Consider the following 20,616-nt stretch of genomic DNA (forward strand, 5'->3'; position numbering starts at 1 on the left):
TTCCAGGAGGTCTTTTTCTTCAATGTCCGTATTTTCAGGTTCTGTTCAAGGCTGAAACTTTTTTTATGTAAATGCTCTCGGGCAGAGTGATGAATAAAACTCTTTAAGCATGGTAATAATGCTCATGTACGGGAATGGTATTTTAAGATTATGGAAGTTATGGGAGGAGATAACATGATTATAAATAAGGTCGAAATTTGTGGTGTAAATACAGCAAAACTCCCGGTGCTTTCGGCAGCGAAAATGCGTGATTTATTCGTGGTGCTGCAAAATGGTGAATTATCTGTACGGGAGCAATTAATATACGGTAATTTACGATTGGTTCTGAGTGTTATTCAAAGATTTAACAACCGTGGTGAATATGTAGATGACTTATTTCAAGTTGGATGTATTGGGCTCATGAAAGCCATTGATAATTTTGATCTTTCACAAAACGTTAAATTTTCCACCTATGCAGTACCAATGATTATTGGTGAGATACGTCGTTATTTAAGAGACAACAATCCAATTAGAGTCAGTCGATCCATGCGAGATATTGCTTATAAAGCTTTGCAGGTTAGAGATTCTCTTGTTTGTAAACATTCTCGTGAACCTTCAATTAGTGAAATTGCCAGCGAACTTAAAATGGAACGGGAAGAAATCGTTTTTGCTCTTGATGCTATTCAAGAACCAATATCTTTATTTGAACCAATTTATCATGATGGTGGTGATCCGATTTTTGTGATGGATCAAATCAGTGATAATAAACATTTAGATTTTAATTGGCTTGAGGGTGTTGCAATCAAAGACGCTTTGTATCGATTAAGCGATCGAGAAAAACACATACTTAATTTGCGCTTTTTTGAGGGGAAAACACAAATGGAAGTAGCCGATGAGATAGGGATATCTCAAGCACAAGTTTCACGTTTAGAAAAAGCAGCCCTTGGGCATATGCGTAAATATATATAGATTAGGTGGGGGAAGTATATGGGGAGAAGTTTAAGACAGGAATGTGCTTTATTAAGTATGGTAGTATGTATTATAATAGGTTGGTTTTTATTGATTTATCACAGCAATGAAAATTTACCTGTATCATCTGAAAAGGGAGAGTTGATTCGGTTACATGTATTAGCCAACAGCGATAGTCCAGCAGATCAACAGCTAAAATTAAAAGTGCGTGATGCAGTAATTGCTTATTTAGCGCCTTATTTAGAGCATATTACTAAGAAAAGTGCGGCTGAGCAGATTGTTCTAGACCATCGGAAGGATCTTATTGAGGTTGCCACACAAGTTGTTACTATGAATGGAGCAAATTATCCAATAGAGTTGCAATTTGGAGTATACGATTTTCCAATAAAATCATATGGAAATTTGGTATTACCAGCTGGTAAATATGAAGCGGTACGTGTACTCATAGGAAATGGTGAAGGCAAGAATTGGTGGTGTGTATTGTTTCCGCCTCTATGTTTTATTGACATTACAAATGCAACGGCTATGCCAGCTAAGAATTTAACGGATCACATAGAAAATCAAGAAGTAAAAATTGAATTTAAATCTAAAATTGCTGAATTATGGAGGGAAAATCAAGACTAAAAAAGATTGGATGGTACATTTAATTCATACTTTCATATACTATATAGAACAAGCAGAGTTGTTAGGAGGTAAGAATGAATGTTAAAAACGTCAGATCTTAAGATGTCGGATGTATAAATGGTAACGGATTGCAAAAATATTACCTGGTAAAACAAAATTCAAAGTTTTCATTTAAGCGAACTGCATGAATTTTATAGGGTAATTTAATCAATACATCTCGTTTTTCCTCAAAAGTCTTGGCATCAAGAATAGCAGCTGGCGATATCGCCAGCTGTTTTAATTTTTCTTGGGCCACATTCAGATCTGATAAAGTGGATAAGGTAGCTACTAATTCTTTGTTGACACTCTGCAGTTCTTTTTCTGCTGTTTCACCATCGATTATGCTTTCACGATACCAACGAGTAATATCTGCTTGCTTTTTCTTTAATTCTAAGTGGAGTTTAGTTAATCGCTCAATCTCTTTTGAATAGTCAGGTCGATTTTTTATACGTAGGTAAGTGTCTAAATATTTGGTGCCACTAGCTATCTCAACGAGGATTTTCCATAGTGCATCTTCTAAGTCGATAGCAGGTATTCTCCGACAGTCACAACGAGTACCACTAATAGCATAAGAGTTTGATTCTTTTGATATACATGAATAGTAATAGTAGATCTTATCAATGCCATTCTTACGCTTGCTATAACGTGCGTAAGCGATCATAGAACGACCACATAGGGTGCAATATAGGATGCCTCTTAAAAGATAGTCACGCTTCGTATTACGCTTTGCTAGCTTCTTATTTAATTTCATTTGTTCCTGAGCTGCTTCCCACATTTGGCGAGTGACGATTGCTGGTATTTCGATAGGTATCCATAATTCCTGAGGATTATTTTTGATTTCACGAGTATTCTGGCTTATCTTGCGACTAGATTGGGTAAAGAGAGTATGCTGACCATAGTACATTTTTTTTGTGAGTATACGTGACACTGTACAAATAGAGAGGGGACGGTTATTAATGCCCATAATTCCGAGACGTACTAACTCCAGAGCAATGACCCTAGATCCATGGCCATGGTTGATGCATAAATCATAAATCAACCGAATTGTTTCAGCTTCTTTTTCATTGACTTGGTACATGCTATTTTCTGCATCCCAGTCGTAACCGAATGGACGGGCATTGAGTACAATTTTACCTTTGGTAGCTTTGGCTCTGCGGCCACGAGACGTGCGTTCACGTATTTTTGCTTTTTCGTAGGCTGATACAGCACCTTTCATACTGAAAAATAAACGACCTTCAGGTGAACAATCATAGTCACCAGTTACAAACGTAATTTTTGCACCAGCTTTTTCTATTTCATCTGCAATGATCAGCTGATTCGTAAGATTACGACTTAAACGATCGGGATCATAGATTGCAACTGTTTTTATCATGTCGTTCTGTAAATCATTACGCAACATTTCGAGTCCTGGACGTTCTAAGAATTCGCCACTGTAACCGTCATCAATATATTCTTTACTAGTTGTATGACCAAGTGATAATAAATGATTGCGGCAAGCATGTATTTGATCGTCTAATGAATAACCTTTACGGACTTGCTCATCTGTGCTTACGCGGACGTAAATAGCATTCATAAATTTATCCTCCGTCTTTTATAAATAGATAAAATAAAAAGCTGATTGCTTAATACAACCAGCTTAGGTATAACTTTTTCTGGGAGAGCTGCTAATCGCTCCAAAACTGAATATAAGAAATGAGCATTATGAGCTTTGAAAGGAAAAATTAAAGTAAACGAGACTTACTTACCTTTCGTATTTGAGTAAGCATTCTATTGATGTAGGGATGTTTATTTATATGCCCATTCTATCGATTTTACTACTGATTATAGGCAAAATTTTCAGATATTCTGTCTTATATCATTTTAAATATCAATATCAATATAAGATTCCTGATAAGTTTCTATCTTAGAGATCAGATTATTCCATTCGTCACCATTCAAAAATACCTGTCCATCCTTTAATGCATAAACTGATATTCTAGCTGTAATGCCTTGTCCCAAGCTAACCGCTGATAAAATACCATCAGCAATCAGCATTGACACACCTTTAGCAGCGGGAACAGGAGAGATTCGTTCAATAAAAAGTCGTCGGTTAACAGTCGCTTTCATTGTTGATACCATCACCTTGCTTATATTTATTCGACATAATGATTTTTAACTGCTATTCTCTTAACATATACGTAGCCGAGGTCATACAATCTATAAGATAACGTTTTTTTACATAAAACTCACACGCATCACTTTGTTTTGAGGATATAATTATCATATTCAATGACATGTTTAGTCATTAAATTTAGATCTTTTTATTTTCATCATAGACTACAGATTCATATAATGTTGCAATATCTTCAGGAGAACCTAAATCGCATACTGGTACTTTGGGGATGATCTTTCCTTGTATTACATTAGTAAGAGCTTCTTTGGCATCATCTAATTGCGTTTCAGTTAACTCATCGATGAGTTTGTATAATTCGTTTTTTATAGTCATATATACTCCTATTTGCCAATTAACGGCCTTAATTTTGATGGTCTACAAACCCTATAGGATTAGCTAAATAATTTCAGAAATGATAATCATTAGAATGATAAGTTATCTAGTATATTAGTTTAGATATTTAGATCAGAAAATCCTTCTAATTTATTTAAATTTCGTCAAAAAATTCCATAAGTTTGTCAAAAAAATTTAATTGGTAAAATGGCAGGGATTCTATTTTATATAGTAAATATATTAGAAAGATGTAATTAGACTAGCTATCATTATATTTCATGTACGTGAAATGAAGATTGGAGAGATAAATATGTGTTATCGAATTCAAGAAAATATTGATAATATTGATTGGCAAGAGGTTTGTAAGGTGCTACGGGAGGCGGGGTTGACAACACATTCTACGGAATTAACAAGAAAAGCCTTTAAAAATAGTTACCGCGTAGTGTTTGTATTTGATAATGAATTACTAATTGGGGTAGGGCGTGCCATTTCCGATGGCGCATACCAGGCGGCAATTTACGATATTGCTGTCCTACCTTCGTATCAAGGGAAAAAAATTGGTAAACTGATTGTCGATGAAATTCACAAAGGTTTGCAAGAAATTAACATAATCTTATATGCAAGCCTAGGAAAAGAAGCCTTTTATAATAAGATTGGGTATAATAAAATGCTTACAGGAATGGCAAAGTTTAAAAATCAAAACATAATGCGTGAAAAAGGTTTTATTGATTGAAGGGGGATAAGGGCATGGATTATAGAATCGTTCAAAGAGAAGCATTTAAGGTCATAGGCAAGGTCTTTAAAGTATCAACAAAGGAGGGAGAGGAATTAAGAAAAATTCCTGAAATTTGGTGTGAATGTAATTCCGATGGAACTTGTATGGATATTTGTTCAATCGATAGCAGACAAAATATGCTAGGTATATGTATGGACTTTGAACATGATAAAGAACAATTTTCTTACATGGTTGCAATAGAAAATGTAAAAGATATAACGGATACTGATTTTACAGTTAGAGAAATTCCTGTTGCTACTTGGGCTGTATTTCCATCGGTAGGGGCCATGCCACAGTCGATACAAAAGGTCTGGGCAAGAATCTTCCAGGAATGGTTGCCAACAGCAGACTTCAAGCACGCTGATGCACCTGAGCTTGAAGTGTATTTTCCAGGAGATCCATCAGCAGAGGATTATAAATGCGAAGTATGGATACCAATAATAAAAATAATAAAAAATTAATTAATTTTTTAATGTATGCTCGTATACTCAATTGAGTATGTTTCCTACTTCCGGCAGCAAGTATATTCTTAAATGAAACTAATATTCAATAAAATGCTACAAAATAATCACAGCACTTTCATTTTATGATGAAATGATGCTGTGATTTTTATTTTCTTTACTCCAAATAGTTCTATTTTTTAAAAGCAGTTTTAATACTGCTAAGTATTGTGATAATGGACAAAAGGTATTGCATATTTTATAGGGGAGGTGGTGTAAATGGCACAGGAGAGGAAAAAGATTAAAGGTGTGTGTACTGGTTTGGTTGTTAGGAATGACGGAGAAAGTATATGCGGTGGCGTTTATTCGGCACTTATGAGAGGGGAATGTAGAATGATTCCTCTTGATGCGCGTAGCGAGGTACCAGAAGTATTGGCATTTGCAAATGATCTTGCAAATACTTTTATTGAGGTCGATAGGCAGTGGCAAAAGAAAGCTCAGATGGATAGTGTGATCAGTAAAGAAGGCGTTGTTGGATACTTTCAGCTGTAGAAATGATGGACATGCGATGATTTCTCAACAAAGAGAGTTTATTTTTATTGACTAATCTATTTATCTGCTACATATATTATCTGCGAGGTGATACATTATGATTTGTTATATAAAAAAATTAGAAGATCATCATGGATATTGGGAAACTACTAGACTGATCGTATGTAGTAACGAAGAACCGGCTAATTTAGAAGATTATGAAGTCATTGAAGTAGAGAGTATCAGGGATTTAATATAAATAGTTGGAGAGTGAAGTACTATTTTTTATTAATATCTGGTTCGTTTAAAAGAAAATTAGTTTAAGTGAGTAAAAAAGCGTAAATCAAAAGGGAAAATGACTTCAAGGATACAGTATTTTCTTCTTTTAATCATATTACTAACAGTAGGAAGGTGGTATAATTTAAGAAAGTTATTTATAAGGAAGTGGTTTATATGAGCATTAGAATTATTAATAGCATAGAAGTAACCGTCACAGGTACGATCAGTGATGATGAGTTATCAGTCTATCTCACACAATTACAAGCTAAACAAAAACGTAAAATTATTAAGGCTGATATTTCTGTAGATAACGAGTACATAGATGTTAACTATACCTTCGAGTATATGCCTTTTGAACGTATACGTCGTATTACAGGTTATTTGGTAGGCACTACAGAACGTTGGGGAGATGCAAAGCAAGCGGAATTGAGAGATCGGAAAACTCATACAAATTGATACTTTAAATACTATAATGATATTTGTAAATATCATTATAGTATTTTGGGGAACTTTATATTACTTGTAAAGTCGCAATCGGATTAGCAGTAATACGCAAAACTAGTATCTTCATATATTATCTATACTAAGAACCAAAAGAAGCTAGAATAAATCTAGTTTCTTTTTATTTATAAAAGGGGGGGCATACTCTACCGATAATTTTGCGCAAGATGCATAGTGATAGCCTCTTCCTGCATATATGTAGCGGTAAGAGGTGTATACGATATGAAAATGCTCTACGTTGCTAAACGCCATTTTATCCTATTTTTATTACCTACTATGCTATTAATAAGCACACTATATGCACATGATGATATTGCTAGCAAATTGTCCGGAAAAATTATTGTCGTCGATGCCGGCCACGGTGGTATTGACCCCGGTGCCAATCGTCCAGGCGTTCTCGAAAAAGATATTAACTTAGCCATAGCATTACAACTTAAAAATATTCTTAATGACTATGGTGCTAAAGTTGTGTTATCCCGTCAAGCGGATATTGAACTTAGTACCGAGTGCGACAACCAAAAAGTCAGAGGGCGCTATCGCCGTGATTTGACTGCTCGTGTAGAAATGGCCGAAGAATCAGATGCAGATTTATTTATTAGTATTCACGCCAACGCCGTTTCCAATACAAAGCGACAAGGCGCAGAGGTTTTTTATTATGATAAGTCAAAGAATGGTAAAGCATTATCAAATTCTATTCAAGCTGAGCTTGTTAAAGTGGCAAAAGCTACACCGATACCAAATACTGCCGACTACTTCGTATTACGTCGTAATAAAATTCCTGCTGCACTCATCGAAGTTGGATATATCACTAATATGCAAGAACGCTCCTTATTACAATCACCAGAACACCAACGAAAACTGGCTGAAGCAATAGCAAAAGGTATTTATGAATATTATCATCAATCTATTTCATCACCTAACACCACAACGAAAAATAACGGTTGATAAAGTTTTAAATAAGGAGCTCGCTATGGGATTATCTAAAGGATTATTTGGTCTCTTTATTTTTACTCTAATGATTGCCAAGAATTTCAAGTGATGTGTAAGTATGAGATGAGCCCTTCCTTTTTAAGGTAGGGCTCATTTTACACAAAACGTATGCCAAGGACCTATGTCTCCCACCAAGATACAGCACACATTATACTACTATCTCCACTGGTGTTATTTGTTATCAAAATAGTAAAACTATGACCAGGTGGAACAATAATGTCACCGTTCAAAGTATATGTTATTACTGGAATAGCCGCAACTTGAAGACTAGTTGATATAATTGTTCCGCTTGATATGGTAGTAGTAGTATTATTTAAATAATATACGTTACTTATACTACCGCCCGAATGTGAGAAATTTCTGTTCGTTGGAGTTATTGATTTAGGATTAAGCCAAGCAGTACTCATTACTGCATCAGCGTATATATCTGCCTGTAGATAGCCTGTATTCGAATTGGTTGTGTCATATCCGTAAAATTGATATAAATAAATACTTTTTCCTGAATTAGAAGGATTTACAATTCGGAAAGTAAAAAAATTATTTTTAGTAAGAGTTTGAACAGTAGTAATGGATGCTGTATATAAATTTCCTAAAGTACATTGATAGCTTGCAGTTGATATAACGCTTGTGGCCGGGTTAACGACTTTCGTATATATTGGCTCTGTTGCACTAGAAATAACTTTGTTATTCATGCGTAGTTTCTGAGGGGCTACCGAAATATTCTTTTTAGTCATGAGTTTATTCTCCATTAGCGATGTATATATTACATGTTATGTAATAGCAGAGTCTATTGTGCAAATCTCGCTACTCATTCTTTAGGGACTCATTTGTGAATGATGTAAGAATTTATGGTGACTAAAACCATTCTTCTCGTGCCAAGAATTCGTATGGTCTACAAAGAATGTGGTATGAATCTTTCATGGCAGTATTCTTTTATTTATATGATCTCAATTTTTATAACAAAGAGATGAACAACGCTAAAAAAAATTACTGATCGTAAAAGGTTAAGTGCTTTTGCTAAAAGAGGTAAATGTAAAAGTATGTCGAATTTTTTTATAAAAGAGGAGGCGTTTAAAATGCATTTACTAGATAATATGAAGGTAAGTCTTAAATTAAGTGTATTACTTGTTATTGCGCTGTTATCGATGAGTGTTATAGGGTATACAGGATATTATTATCTTCAGCAGTCAAATACCGATATTAATTCCATGTATGCAAAGCACTTAGTGCCAATTGCGCTGATTAATGAAAATCGTGCTCATATCAATAAAGTGAATGCATCTATATTGGAATTGATGATCACAACGGATAATAGCAGAAATAACGAGTTACGAAAGAGTATTGATGAACGAGCAAAAGCCTTTAACGATAATATAACAGAGATTGAAAAAAATCATTTGGATGATAAAGAAAAGGAACAATTGGATGGAATAAAGACAGCCATGGCAAAGTATCGCGCTGCCCGCCAACCAGTGATTGAATTAGCGCTGCAAAATAAAAATGCAGAAGCTTATGCATTATATATTTCAACAGTAGATTCCTTGGCAAATGATGCCAATAAGCGCTGTATCGAACTTTCAAAATATAGTATTAATATGTCAAAAAAAATGCATGATGATAACGAAATTGCATTTAAAAAATCAACATATATTGTAATTGGTATTATTTTCATATCGTTTATGGTGTTAGGAGTGAGCGGATTCTATATTACTAAGATTATTGCAACACCTTTAAATATGATGGTGTTAATTTGCAAAGAATTTGCAGCTGGCGATTTTCGCGATAAGCCGCGAAAACTTCTTAGAAAAGATGAAGTTGGTCAAGTCGCTGATGCGTTAGCTGATATGCGGACCTCGATTCGTGGATTGATGAAACATATTACAGAATCCTCGGAGCAGTTGGCAGCCTCTTCACAAGAACTGACTGCGAGTGCAGAGCAATCAGCCCAAGCTGCCAACCAAGTTGCTGAATCAATTACTGATGTGGCACATGGTGCAGAAGAACAATCAAGTGCAGCCAATAGCACATCAGCGGTCGTGCAACAGATGTCAACCAATATTCAGCGAGTTGCTGCTAATGCCAATGAAGTATCTGGGAAAACGGATCAAGCAGCTGACAAAGCAAAGGAAGGTAATAAGTCGGTAAATAAAGCCGTTAACCAGATGAGTGCGATCGAACAAACTGTTACGACTTCTGCGCAAGTAGTAAGTAAATTAGGGGAACGGTCTAAAGAAATTGGACAAATTGTAGATACGATTTCCGGTATTGCGGGACAGACCAACTTATTGGCTCTAAATGCTGCTATTGAGGCTGCGCGGGCAGGAGAACAAGGACGTGGATTTGCCGTTGTCGCAGAAGAAGTCCGCAAACTAGCGGAACAATCACAAGATGCAGCAAAACAAATCGCCGTATTAATTGGCGAAATTCAAGGAGATACTGACAGGGCTGTCATTGCTATGACTGATGGAACTCGCGAAGTTAAGTTAGGTGCAGAAGTTGTCAATGATTCAGGAAAGGTTTTTCAGGAGATTGCAAATATGATCAGCCAAGTATCGAATCAGACAAAAGAAATATCTGCTGCTATAGGTGATATGTCGCTGGGAAGTCAGCATATTGTTGATTCTGTAAAACAAATTGATGAACTGAGTAAAAAGGCTTCTGGGGAAGCACAGACCGTATCTGCTGCAACGGAAGAACAATCGGCATCCATGGAAGAAATCGCGTCATCTAGTCAAGCATTGGCCAATTTGGCGATGGATCTTCGCGAGGCTGTTAGTAAATTTCAAATTTAGATAAAATAATATTCATGGTAAAAAAGTAAACCGCTCATTATGATGAGCGGTTTTTTGTGTCTGGAGAAAAATGAAACTTCTTAATGCATATGTTGAGAGGTTGGTAAAATAATACTGTATAAACACGAAAGAAAAATAGCTTGTTGCTGAGGTATAGTTAATCCTTTAGTGACACAATGGCTATCCATTAGTGGTTGTAATTTAATAAGAAGTTGTGGAATTTTATCAAGTAATTTTACTAAATCTTCATGGGAAATTTTCAGATCATTGTTAGGTAAATTCACGAATCAATAGTCTCCTTATCATTTATCCATATATTTTTGCTTATAGTATGATAACTACTTAGTTCAAATGATACAATAACTTTATTTATTATTTCTTTGATTTATCTAAAATTCCATCATTTGATAGAAAAATATAAATTCGTTAGTCTGTTTGATTGACTTTGAAAATAAATTTATTGAGAGATTTATTTTCAAAATAAATCTTGCTTATAAGAGGGTGGTGAGAAAATGTCCTTTTTTCAATCAATCAATTCAGATGAACTTGCTACAATTGCGACTCTTATTGCAGTGGCTTCATCTAAGGTGTTAAATGCAGAAGAATTAAATATACTTGGTAATTTTATAATCGCCGTAGGAAGTCTCATGACAAGTATTGCTTCTCAAGAACAGGCACTCAAAGTAGAAAAAGATACTACAGAGGTTGAAGTTCAAGACGCAGGGCTCGATGTTCAAAAACAAATTAAAGATATACAAGAACAGATTCAATATTTACTGCAGCGGTAATAAAAGCAATAAAGTGATAAACAGCACTACGCTAAATCACGGCAAAATCTAGGTCATTAATTGGTGGCCCTGCCTATTGAATGGTTTTTATACTGCTGTTTAAATTAGCAATGCTATTTGAAAGTTGAATAATATTAGTTATATTGGCAATTGGGTTAACAGCTAGTTGTTCAATCATTTCTTGTAATACTAACATTGTGAACAAGGCAATGGCGTTACCAGTAGTTGCGGCTAAGAGAGGAAATTCAATTGTTTTACTTGCCTTTTTTTCTAATTCTTCAAGATTTACGATGTCAGAAATAGCCAAAGTATCATGGGTTTTATGGCAATCCATTTCCGTCCCTCCTTCCTTATTTCTTACTATTTATAACCTATTCAATTGATTTTATTTTAGTACATTATGCAAGTGCCTCTTTACACTGGGGTTGTATATGCTTAATTGAGGCAATTTTTTTAAAAAAATCTTGGAATAAAGTACCTTGACTAAAGTTGTTTTTAAGGGAGATTATAAACTGTAGTATAGTATGACGGAGGGATTAGAAAATGAGTGTAGATACTTTAATTCAAGAAGACTTAGTGAATTTTCGGCGCAATTTAATTGAATGTTTTAAGACACAACACCCTCATATTTTTTCCATGCTTGAGCATGTATTTTCAGGACGTAAAAATATGGTAGGGATACAAGTTGCTGAAGATGGAAAGATTATTGGAAAATATACGCTAATGATGGATGGTATTAATGTTGTTGAGGCTAAAAGTGGTATATTAGACTCTTCTTTACATCACCCCCTGTTAGGTGTTGTAAAACCTTATGTAACGATTGAGCGAAGTGTTGTTGAAAAAATGGTCAAGGATGATCGGTTTAAAACTGAAATATTTACCTCAATTTCTAACTATTTACCTGATGTAACAATTAAATTTTTGCGTTAACAATTTTAAAATATCCAAATGAAAGAAGGACCGATTATAGGCTCGATTTCATTTGTTAAAAAATAGTTAAACCATGTCTAGGAATAATAATCCTGAGGCATGGTTTTTTCTTTACTCACATATGTAAAAGAATTTGCTATCAGTAGCTGATATCATAAAACTTTTTGTCCATCATACAATGTAGTGGGGGTGGATGAGATGAAAAGCGCTATCAATTGTGTATCAGATCTTAAGCTTAAAGAAGTTATCAACGTAATCGATGGTAAGCGATTAGGTGGAATCACTGATATTGAAATTGATGTTGCAAGTGGTAGATTGACTGCGATTGTAGTTCCTGGAAGTGGAAAGTTTCTTGGAATGTTTGGTCGTAGTGAAGATGTTGTTATCCCATGGGAAAAAATTAATAAAATTGGATTTGATGTGATTTTAGTTGAGGTAACGGCTTTTGCAGAGTCAAAACAATTAGACAAATAGCAGGATATGATAGGGAATAAATCGGATTACATAGTTTGGTTATGAGCTAGAAGTCTTTAACTTTTAAGGTTAAAGACTTTTAGTTTAATTTTACGTAATCAGCAAGAAAGTATATCACTTTCTTGATTACAGCTAAGGGGAACTAAGACTTTGGTCTGTGTTGAGGCTTGACCAAAATCAAGTTTTCTTTATAATTATAGCAGGAAATGCACAATATATGGCGTAGATAATTAATAAACAATAATGTTGCGTATTTTATTTTTTACTATGAAACATAGTATGATAGAATAAATAAGATAGGTATGATAAGTTTACTAAAAGTAAGTTGAATTTATGTGAAATGAGGAAGTTATATACATGAAGATCAAAAAGCGCGATGGGCGTGACGTGGTATTTGATGAAAATAAAATAACTGAGGCTATTTTTAAGGCTGCTAAAGCCGTTGGTGGAGCAGATAAACAATTGGCGATGGAATTGACCTTAGACGTTTTGCGCTTATTAAAACAAGAATATAGCGCTGGTATGTTTGGCGTTGAAGAGGTACAAGATGCTGTTGAAAAAATATTAATTGAAAAAGGACATGCTAAAACAGCAAAAGCATATATTCTATATCGAGATAAACGAACTCGTATGCGTGATGCCCAATCTTATCTAATGGATGCCGTCGCTGAAATATTAATAGAAACAAGCCGAGAAAATGCAAATATCTCTAATTCTCCTTCGGCAAAAATGCTACAGATAGCCAGTGCGGCCAGTAAAGCATATTATTTAAATCGATTAATTCCTGAGCATATGGCATCAGCCCATATAAAAGGTGATATTCATATTCATGATTTGGATTTTTATGGGAAGACATTAACTTGCGTCCAAATTCCATTGGGTAAATTATTAAAAAATGGTTTTAATAATGGACATGGTTATATTAGACGCCCTAAACGTCCAGCATCAGCGGCCGCATTAGCGGCTATTATTCTACAAAGTTCCCAAAATGATATGCATGGCGGACAATCCTTTGCTTTTTTTGATCGTGATATGGCGACTTTTATGGAAAAGGTTACTGAAGGGGAAGCTTATCAAGCCATGGAAGCCTTTGTATATAATCTTAATTCAATGCATAGTCGTGCAGGTGCACAGGTTCCTTTTTCGAGCCTTAACATAGGAACTGATACGACTCCAGCAGGACGTATGGTCATAAAAACCCTCTTATTAGCCTACGAAAAAGGGTTGGGCCGCGGTGAAAATCCGATTTTTCCTAATATTATTTTTAGAATCAAAGAAGGCGTTAATTTAAATCATGGTGATCCTAACTATGATTTGTTTAAATTAGCAATTCGCGTAGCTTCACAACGACTTAATCCTACATTTAGTTTTATGGATTCATCCTTTAATAAGCCTTATGGCGATCAAGTTGCCTATATGGGATGCCGTACGCGGGTGATGGCGAATAAGTGCGGTGCGGAGGTAACTGACGGGCGGGGTAATCTTAGCTTTACAACGATTAACTTACCGAGACTTGCGATTAAAGCTGAACGTGATTTGATGAAATTTTATCAAAGTTTATCTGATCTTGTTGATTTGATTTGTGAGCAATTATTTCATCGCTATGAGGTACAAGCTAAGTTAAAAGTAAAAGATATGCCGTTTTTAATGGGACAAGGTCTTTATTTGGGGTCGGATCAATTAACACTCAATGATACAATTGGCGAGGTTATAAAAAATGGAACCTTATCGATTGGCTTTATTGGTTTGGCTGAGACACTTATCGCGTTGACAGGTTATCATCATGGTGAAAATGAAGATTCTCAAATATTAGGCGAAGAAATTATTGCTTTTATGCGTGATAAGGCTGATCGGGCTACAGAGAAGTATAAACTTAATTATACCCTTCTAGCGACGCCCGCAGAAGGTCTATCGGGACGGTTTGTAAAAATGGATTGTCATGAATACGGGTTGATTCCAGGTGTAACGGATAAAGATTATTATACTAATTCTTTTCATGTGCCTGTGAGTTATCAAATTGGTATGTATGATAAGATTCGAATCGAGGCTGTCTATCATAAATATACCAATGCTGGTCATATTAGTTACGTTGAATTTACAGCGCCCCCCATTAATAATCTGAACGCTGTAGAAGATATTCTTCGGTACATGGGTGGCTGTGACATTGGTTATGCAGGAATTAATTTCCCTATCGATTTTTGTGACGGTTGTGGTTATATTGGTGTGATCGCCAGTGAGCATTGTCCCTCTTGTGATTCATCAAGTATCAGGCGGGTCAGACGTATTACAGGATATTTAAGTACAGTGGATCGATTTAATGATGCGAAACATGAAGAATTAGAACAACGTGTGGCACATACTTAAGTAAGGTATTTTCAAAAAATAAGTAATGGAGTGATGTTATTGACTTGGCATTTAAAAGAAAAATTACAAAAAATAATGGATAATGAACAAGGAGCAATGGTTTTTGCTCCTGGCTCTCGGCAAGGATTTGCCTTGGTTTATCCAAATACATATCATGTAGGTATGTCTAATTTGGGCTTTCAAATTATCTATCAACAAATTAATCAGCGAGGCGATACGGCCTGTGAACGTTTATTTTTACCAGATCGAAAAACTGAACCGGAGTATATTCGAACGAATACACCCTTGATGACCATTGAAACACAACGACCTTTGTATGAATTCCCTTTAATCGGTGTGGCGTTAACCTTTGAGATGGATTATTTTAACTTTGTCAGTATTTTATCCTTAGGAAAAGTTCCCGTACTGGCTGCTGATCGTGGAGAAACAGACCCTTTTGTTATGATTGGTGGGCCGTGTGCTACTTTTAATCCTGAACCATTGGCTGATTTCGTAGATTTTTGTATTATTGGTGAAGGCGAAGAAGTCATACATGAAATCTTGGATATTTATTACCAAGGGCGCGAGAAGGGGCTTTTACGCCGAGAAATATTATTTAATTTAGCTCAAATTACGGGTGTATATGTACCTTGTTTCTATCAACCAATCTACAAGGAAGATGGCACAATTGATCATATTGTTTCTACGAAAGGAGTACCTGAGCGGGTAAAACGACGCTTTATTTCAGATCTGGATCAGTATGAGGCGCAAACTGTGGTTGTAACTTCTGATACGGAATTCAAAGATTTATTTCTCATTGAAGTAGCACGAGGATGTGGGCGGCATTGTCGGTTTTGTATGGCAGGGTATTGCTATCGTAATCCAAGAGTTCGTTCATTGGAGAAATTAAAAGTTGCGATTACAAAAGCCAAAGAATTCCGTAGTAAAGTCGGTTTGATGGGAGCGGCTATTTCTGACTACCCTGAGATTGATGCATTGTGCAAAGAAGTATTGGATCAGGGAATGTATATGTCAGTAGCCTCACTACGAGCTGATTCTTTGACTGATGGTCTAGTAGAGGCTTTGGCTGTTAGTAAACATAAGACGATTACTCTGGCACCTGAAGCAGCGAGTATTCGTTTACGTCGAATTATTAATAAAAGTATTACAAATGAACATTTATATAATTCGATCAAAATGGCCATTGGTGCAGGTATTCCTCATATTCGATTATATATTATGATTGGTTTGCCCTTTGAAGAACAAGAAGATATTGAAGAAATTGTGACTCTGGCAGAAAATATAAAAAACTATATGGAATCTTTAGGCAGTAAAGGTAAGTTAACCTTAAGTGTTAATCCTTTTATTCCTAAACCTTTTACCCCTTTTCAATGGATGGCGATGCCGCCGATGGGAGTAGTAGAATCTAAATTAAAGTTTCTTTCTTCTAGTCTACGGCAAAGAAAAAATATTGAGGTATTAGTTGATTCTCCGAAAGAGTCCTATATGCAAGCTGTATTTGCAAGAGGTGATCGCCGTTTATCTGCTGTATTACTGGAGGCTCATAGCCGTGGCGGCAGTAAAGGTTTTAAACAGGCGATGAAAGCCAATCAGTGCACTGAAGAACAATACCTTTATCGGCAACGTGATGAACAGCATGAAAAATTACCATGGGAGCACTTGGATATGGGACTCGATTCATCTTATTTGGTTCGAGAATTAGAGACTGCTAAAAAGGAAATCTTTACAGCGCCATGTGCACAAGGTTGTACTCGCTGTGGGGTCTGTAAAAAGCAGTAATAGGAGTGAATAATCAGTGGAAGGATTTGTTTTAAAATACGGCAGTCACGGTTTATGGTATGGCACTTTTCCACATTTTGATCAATTGGGAATTAAGCATGGTGTATCCACTCGACTAGGTGGAACGAGCGTTCCACCTTTCTCATCACTGAATTTAGGACTTCATACGGGTGATGACGATCAGCACGTGATTGCGAACCGGCAACTATTTTGTGAAGCGGTAGGGACCGCGGCAAAGGATGTGGTTACCGCTGAACAGGTACATGCTGATAAGATTATAGTTGTTACGTCAGAGCATCTTGGCAAGGGCGCTACCGTCTATCGAGAAGCTATTGAGGGAACTGATGCGCTCATTACAAATACTCCTGGTATACCCTTGCTTTTATTTTTTGCTGATTGTGTACCTGTACTGATTGTCGATCCAATCAAGAAAGTAATTGGTCTGGTTCATGCGGGATGGAAAGGAACTGTGAATAAAATTGCTCAGAAAACAATTCTAGCAATGCAAACTCAGTTTGGTACTCTTCCAGAGAATTGTTTAGTTGGAATTGCTCCGTCCATCGGACCTTGTTGCTATGAAGTCGATCATGTTGTCGCCTTGAAAGTTAAAGATCAATTTAAAAATTGGGAACAGTTACTTCGCCCCGCTGGTGATAAGTGGCATTTAGATTTATGGAGTGCCAATCGTCTGCAGTTAGAGGAAATTGGGGTTAATTCTAGCCATATTGTGGTGAGTGATGTTTGTACTGCATGTAATAATGAGTTATTCTTCTCCTATCGAGCAGAGAATGGCTGTACAGGTCGGATTGGTGCTGTAATTGTCTTGTAAGTAAAATATACTTGCAAGACTCTTTTTTTATAAGGTTGGGTAGCATGTATTTTTAATAACATGAAATCAGTGATTAAGCTCCCATATAAAAGTTGAGTTAGTCTCTTTGGTCGATAGCGCATCCCTTACAATTATTCTTGGGAATCTTTAGTCCAGTATATTTAGGTCTAATGTCCTGATGTCAATATATTTTGTAGCTTAAGGATATACTGTAAGAGGAAATTTATGTTTATGCGCGAATAGTAAGTATTATGGAGGGTTGACCATGTTTGTAACAGAAAATTTAACCAAAATTATGGAAAATATTAATCATGCAATCACTAGAGCCAATCAGATCAACATGATTAAATTAGATGATGTGAAATTGGTTGCAGTCACTAAAAATCATAGTGTGCTCACCATTGAAAAAGCCATTGCTGCAGGAGTGGTAGCAATTGGCGAAAATAGAATTCAAGAAGCCCTCGATAAATCCTTGACTCTAACTGGGAAAGTCGAGTGGCAGCTGATTGGGCATTTACAGACAAATAAAGTTCGCCAGGCTGTATCTTTATTTGATATGATTCAATCTGTGGACAGTGAGCGATTAGCGATAGAAATTAATCGTGTTGCTAAAAAAATTAATAAACGCCAAGATATTCTCATGCAAATTAATGTAGCAAATGAAGATACTAAATTTGGGATATCTGCCAAGGAAGTCATGCCTTTGGCCCGAGTGATTAGTAATTTGGAAAATGTCCGTTTATGTGGATTGATGACTGTTGCACCATTTTATGAAAATACTGAACTGACTCGCCCAATATTTCGTGAAATGTATCAGTTATTTATGGGATTAAAAGAGGCTAATTTGCCAAATACCAGTATTGAATGGTTATCTATGGGAATGACAAATGATTATAGTGTGGCAATTGAAGAAGGATCTAATTTGGTGAGAATTGGTACGGGGATATTTGGTCAGCGTGAATATTAAAGGGAGGCATGAAAAATATGAAATTCATGGAAAAAGTCTGGGGTAGTCTTGGTTTGATTGAGCCAGTAGAAGAAGAACATGAGCCGCAAGAAGTAAAAAGTAAAGTTGAAGAAGTTGAGCTAATTAAGGGGAAAAAGAGTAATAATATAGTGAATCTGCCTACGGCACAAAAACAAATGAAAGTGATGGTCGTTGAACCTTTTTCTTTTGATGATGCTCAACATGTAGCTGATCATTTAAAAAATCGCAAACCTGTTGTCGTGAATTTTGAGAACTGTGACAAAGAAGTTGCGAAACGGATGATTGATTTTATTAGCGGTACGACTTATGCATTGGCTGGCAGCATTCAAAAAATAGGCAATAATATCTTTTTGTGTGCGCCTAATAACGTAGATGTTGCTTATAGCCCTCATGATGAAGGAATAGATAAAGAATTTCTACCATGGAATAAATAAGAGTTGCAATATGGAGGAACTATGTTACAAAGTAAAAAAATAGGTTTTATTGGTAGTGGTGCGATTGCAGAGTCATTGATTGGCGGTATTGTGAAAGCAGGCTTAATTGCGCCACAGCAAATTACTGTGAGTGATATATCTCAACAACGTCTTGATTATATGGAAGAAAAATTAGGTGTTCATGGTACGTTAAACATTGAAGAATTAGTGAAAGGGGTCAATATTTTATTTCTAACGGTTAAACCACAAGTCATTCATACTGTGCTCGACACCATTGCCCCTTTCGTATCACCGGAAATTTTAGTCGTATCAGTTGTAGCAGGCGTAACAACAAAAGTCTTACAAGAAAAATTGCCTTGTGTACCTATTGTAAGAGCTATGCCGAACACTCCAGTCGCAGTCGGAGAAGGTATGTCGGTGATTACTCTCGGTGAGTATGCTGGGGAAGAGAATGGTAAGTTAGTATTAACGATTTTTGCATCTGTAGGAAAAGCTATTAAAATGGAAGAAAGTGCTATGGATGCAGTAACGGGATTATCTGGCAGTGGTCCTGGTTATGCCTTTGTTATGATTGATGCGTTATCAGATGCTGGTGTATGGGTAGGATTATCTCGTAAAAATGCAATTATTATGGCTGCTCAGACTTTAATGGGAGCTGCTAAAATGGTTCTTGAAACGGGTGAGCATCCAGCAAAATTAAGAGATATGGTTACATCGCCAGGTGGAACAACGATTGCAGGCATCCATGTTCTAGAACAAAGGGGCGTGCGTGTTGCCCTAATGGATGCGGTAAAAGCTGCGACACGACGTTCCCATGAAATGGGGAAAAAAACAGATGAGTGAACGCGAGAAAATTTTACGTTATTATCGAGCGAGTGGTGAAGGAGAGTTAGCAGCTCGCCTCTTAGATACTGCTGAACATGCACAACGCAATCGGAAATATAAAGTAAGTGAATTTCTTGATCCTCATGGTTATAGTATTGCTGAAACGATCGGGGCTCATTATAGCAGTCTAAAGTTAGTATCAAATGGTGGTTATCATGGTGCTGAACGAGTAAAGGTCATTTTTCTTAATGAGGAATTTCGCGGAACCCCTGACGCAAAGATCGAAGCGCTAGCCGTAACGTGGGATGAACGTTATTATGAGCTAACACACCGGGATGTGTTGGGAGCATTAATGGGTCTTGGCATTAAACGGGAGATTATTGGTGATATCATTATGCGTGGACATGGCTGCCAAATTATTGTTGATTCATCCTTGTCAGGTTTTATTATTCAGGATTTTAAAATGATTGGCGCAGCACCTGTCACTGTATCTTCTTTAGGTTTGTCAGACATTGCACCTCGAGAAGAGAAGACAAAAGAAATCAGGACGACTGTATCAGCATTGCGACTTGATGTAGTAGCAGCAGCTGGTTTTGGTACTTCTCGGACAACAATGTCGGATGAAATTGGGATCGGTAAATTAAAAGTAAATTGGCAGGATGCAAAAAATAGTGCGAAGGCCATTAAGGTTGGAGATATTATTTCCATGCGTGGGCGTGGACGCGTTGAAGTCTGTGAAGTGTTAGGTCAAACCAAAAAAGGCAGAACCAGCATTTTATTAAAGCGTTTTATGTAGACTAG

23 protein-coding genes are annotated in these 20,616 nt (G+C 36.2%); 18 read left to right on the top strand and 5 right to left on the bottom strand.

The window, feature by feature from the left end:
* The first annotated feature begins 174 nt into the window (after window positions 1–174).
* Together sigG and spoIIR are read left to right on the top strand one after the other, a co-directional pair.
* Window positions 175–948: an RNA polymerase sporulation sigma factor SigG gene (sigG, locus tag ACAN52_RS02975; protein WP_378952007.1), complete on the top strand. Its 774-nt coding sequence runs from the start codon at window positions 175–177 to the stop codon at window positions 946–948.
* Window positions 949–966: 18 nt separating this feature from the next.
* A complete protein-coding gene (gene spoIIR, locus ACAN52_RS02980; RefSeq protein ID WP_378952010.1) occupies window positions 967–1,572 on the top strand; it encodes a stage II sporulation protein R in 606 nt (201 codons plus the stop codon).
* Window positions 1,573–1,711: 139 nt separating this feature from the next.
* Here spoIIR and ACAN52_RS02985 read toward each other — a convergent pair whose 3' ends face one another.
* The 3 genes from ACAN52_RS02985 to ACAN52_RS02995 all read right to left on the bottom strand — a co-directional run bounded on the left by ACAN52_RS02985 (window position 1,712) and on the right by ACAN52_RS02995 (window position 4,096).
* On the bottom strand, window positions 1,712–3,184 hold the full coding sequence (locus tag ACAN52_RS02985; protein ID WP_378952013.1) for a recombinase family protein: 1,473 nt from the start codon (window positions 3,182–3,184) through the stop codon (window positions 1,712–1,714).
* A 287-nt stretch (window positions 3,185–3,471) separates the two neighbouring features.
* Window positions 3,472–3,717 (bottom strand): hypothetical protein, encoded by a 246-nt coding sequence (locus ACAN52_RS02990; RefSeq protein WP_378952016.1) that lies wholly within the window; start codon window positions 3,715–3,717, stop codon window positions 3,472–3,474.
* Window positions 3,718–3,901: 184 nt separating this feature from the next.
* Complete coding sequence (locus ACAN52_RS02995) at window positions 3,902–4,096, bottom strand: hypothetical protein (RefSeq protein WP_378952019.1); 195 nt, start codon at window positions 4,094–4,096, stop codon at window positions 3,902–3,904.
* A gap of 310 nt (window positions 4,097–4,406) precedes the next feature.
* Between ACAN52_RS02995 and ACAN52_RS03000 the strand changes: the two genes are divergently transcribed.
* From ACAN52_RS03000 to ACAN52_RS03020, 5 genes are all read left to right on the top strand, one after another.
* Window positions 4,407–4,829, top strand: a complete 423-nt coding sequence (locus tag ACAN52_RS03000; protein ID WP_378952022.1) for a GNAT family N-acetyltransferase — start codon at window positions 4,407–4,409, stop codon at window positions 4,827–4,829.
* A 14-nt stretch (window positions 4,830–4,843) separates the two neighbouring features.
* Window positions 4,844–5,332 carry a GyrI-like domain-containing protein gene (locus ACAN52_RS03005; RefSeq protein WP_378952025.1) on the top strand — a complete coding sequence of 163 codons (489 nt, stop codon included), beginning with the start codon at window positions 4,844–4,846 and terminating at the stop codon, window positions 5,330–5,332.
* A gap of 258 nt (window positions 5,333–5,590) precedes the next feature.
* Window positions 5,591–5,863, top strand: a complete 273-nt coding sequence (locus ACAN52_RS03010; RefSeq protein ID WP_378952028.1) for a hypothetical protein — start codon at window positions 5,591–5,593, stop codon at window positions 5,861–5,863.
* A 432-nt stretch (window positions 5,864–6,295) separates the two neighbouring features.
* Window positions 6,296–6,577: an anaerobic ribonucleoside-triphosphate reductase gene (gene nrdD / locus ACAN52_RS03015; protein WP_378952030.1), complete on the top strand. Its 282-nt coding sequence runs from the start codon at window positions 6,296–6,298 to the stop codon at window positions 6,575–6,577.
* Between the two features lie 267 nt (window positions 6,578–6,844).
* On the top strand, window positions 6,845–7,567 hold the full coding sequence (locus tag ACAN52_RS03020; RefSeq protein WP_378952033.1) for an N-acetylmuramoyl-L-alanine amidase: 723 nt from the start codon (window positions 6,845–6,847) through the stop codon (window positions 7,565–7,567).
* A gap of 164 nt (window positions 7,568–7,731) precedes the next feature.
* Here ACAN52_RS03020 and ACAN52_RS03025 read toward each other — a convergent pair whose 3' ends face one another.
* Entirely contained in the window at window positions 7,732–8,346 is a 615-nt protein-coding gene (locus ACAN52_RS03025; RefSeq protein WP_378952036.1) for a hypothetical protein, read from the bottom strand.
* A gap of 342 nt (window positions 8,347–8,688) precedes the next feature.
* Between ACAN52_RS03025 and ACAN52_RS03030 the strand changes: the two genes are divergently transcribed.
* Window positions 8,689–10,404 (top strand): methyl-accepting chemotaxis protein, encoded by a 1,716-nt coding sequence (locus ACAN52_RS03030; RefSeq protein WP_378952039.1) that lies wholly within the window; start codon window positions 8,689–8,691, stop codon window positions 10,402–10,404.
* Window positions 10,405–10,916: 512 nt separating this feature from the next.
* Complete coding sequence (locus ACAN52_RS03035; RefSeq protein WP_378952042.1) at window positions 10,917–11,192, top strand: hypothetical protein; 276 nt, start codon at window positions 10,917–10,919, stop codon at window positions 11,190–11,192.
* A gap of 73 nt (window positions 11,193–11,265) precedes the next feature.
* Here ACAN52_RS03035 and ACAN52_RS03040 read toward each other — a convergent pair whose 3' ends face one another.
* Entirely contained in the window at window positions 11,266–11,526 is a 261-nt protein-coding gene (locus ACAN52_RS03040; RefSeq protein WP_378952044.1) for a hypothetical protein, read from the bottom strand.
* 209 nt (window positions 11,527–11,735) lie between these two features.
* Here ACAN52_RS03040 and ACAN52_RS03045 point away from each other — a divergent pair, with 209 nt between their 5' ends.
* The 9 genes from ACAN52_RS03045 (at window position 11,736) to ACAN52_RS03085 (ending at window position 20,611) form a co-directional block, all read left to right on the top strand.
* Entirely contained in the window at window positions 11,736–12,122 is a 387-nt protein-coding gene (locus tag ACAN52_RS03045) for a hypothetical protein (protein ID WP_378952047.1), read from the top strand.
* A 198-nt stretch (window positions 12,123–12,320) separates the two neighbouring features.
* Window positions 12,321–12,596 carry a YlmC/YmxH family sporulation protein gene (locus tag ACAN52_RS03050; protein WP_378952050.1) on the top strand — a complete coding sequence of 92 codons (276 nt, stop codon included), beginning with the start codon at window positions 12,321–12,323 and terminating at the stop codon, window positions 12,594–12,596.
* 357 nt (window positions 12,597–12,953) lie between these two features.
* On the top strand, window positions 12,954–14,960 hold the full coding sequence (nrdD, locus tag ACAN52_RS03055; protein WP_378952053.1) for an anaerobic ribonucleoside-triphosphate reductase: 2,007 nt from the start codon (window positions 12,954–12,956) through the stop codon (window positions 14,958–14,960).
* A gap of 39 nt (window positions 14,961–14,999) precedes the next feature.
* Window positions 15,000–16,739 (top strand): TIGR03960 family B12-binding radical SAM protein, encoded by a 1,740-nt coding sequence (locus ACAN52_RS03060; RefSeq protein WP_378952056.1) that lies wholly within the window; start codon window positions 15,000–15,002, stop codon window positions 16,737–16,739.
* A gap of 16 nt (window positions 16,740–16,755) precedes the next feature.
* Complete coding sequence (gene pgeF / locus ACAN52_RS03065) at window positions 16,756–17,568, top strand: peptidoglycan editing factor PgeF (protein ID WP_378952059.1); 813 nt, start codon at window positions 16,756–16,758, stop codon at window positions 17,566–17,568.
* Window positions 17,569–17,833: 265 nt separating this feature from the next.
* The gene (locus tag ACAN52_RS03070; protein WP_378952062.1) at window positions 17,834–18,535 is read left to right on the top strand and encodes a YggS family pyridoxal phosphate-dependent enzyme; all 702 of its coding nucleotides are present in this window, start codon (window positions 17,834–17,836) and stop codon (window positions 18,533–18,535) included.
* Between the two features lie 17 nt (window positions 18,536–18,552).
* Window positions 18,553–18,990 (top strand): cell division protein SepF, encoded by a 438-nt coding sequence (locus tag ACAN52_RS03075; RefSeq protein WP_378952065.1) that lies wholly within the window; start codon window positions 18,553–18,555, stop codon window positions 18,988–18,990.
* A gap of 21 nt (window positions 18,991–19,011) precedes the next feature.
* A complete protein-coding gene (gene proC, locus ACAN52_RS03080) occupies window positions 19,012–19,833 on the top strand; it encodes a pyrroline-5-carboxylate reductase (RefSeq protein ID WP_378952067.1) in 822 nt (273 codons plus the stop codon).
* Window positions 19,826–20,611, top strand: a complete 786-nt coding sequence (locus tag ACAN52_RS03085; RefSeq protein WP_378952069.1) for an RNA-binding protein — start codon at window positions 19,826–19,828, stop codon at window positions 20,609–20,611. The genes proC and ACAN52_RS03085 overlap by 8 nt, the downstream gene beginning before the upstream one ends.
* Window positions 20,612–20,616: the final 5 nt, after the last annotated feature.

Origin of the sequence: Pelosinus sp. sgz500959, from assembly GCF_042610375.1 — a bacterium.
In the GTDB taxonomy this organism is placed as follows: domain Bacteria; phylum Bacillota; class Negativicutes; order DSM-13327; family DSM-13327; genus CTSoil-075.